This is a genomic window from Marseilla massiliensis, from assembly GCF_016899855.1.
Lineage (GTDB): Bacteria > Bacteroidota > Bacteroidia > Bacteroidales > Bacteroidaceae > Prevotella.
Genome location: NZ_JACJJG010000256.1, coordinates 1 through 427, shown reverse-complemented (window position 1 = coordinate 427; position 427 = coordinate 1). Strand labels below are relative to the sequence as shown.

Below are 427 nucleotides of genomic sequence, written 5' to 3'. Positions count from 1 at the left end.
GCCATCTACGGTTCGCGTGGTGCTAACGGCGTTATCATCGTAACCACCAAGAGTGGTTCGGAAGGCAAAATCCAGGTGAACTTCAACGGTTCGCTCGGTTGGAAGAAGATAACAAAGGAGATACCCGTGATGGATCCGTATAACTACGCTTATTATCAGTATGAGCTTGGTACGGCCGGCACGTCATCTACAACTTCCGACTATGGTAACTATAACGACCTTGACATCTGGAGGTCAGTAGAGGGTAATGACTGGCAAGACCAGTTGTTCGGGCGCACAGGTACGCAGAAGATGTATAACGTGAACGTTAGCGGAGGTTCGAAGGAAGTGAAGTTCAACCTTGGTTATTCTCATTCGGACGAGGAGAGTATAATGGTTGGCTCAGGCTACTCAAAGAACAACATCAACGCAAAGCTGAATGCGAAGC

The 427-nt window shown here is 48.2% G+C and carries 1 pseudogene; it reads left to right on the top strand.

Features of this window, described 5'->3' with window-relative positions:
• Positions 1–427: pseudogene (locus H6A34_RS14650) on the top strand (SusC/RagA family TonB-linked outer membrane protein); the annotation flags it as partial.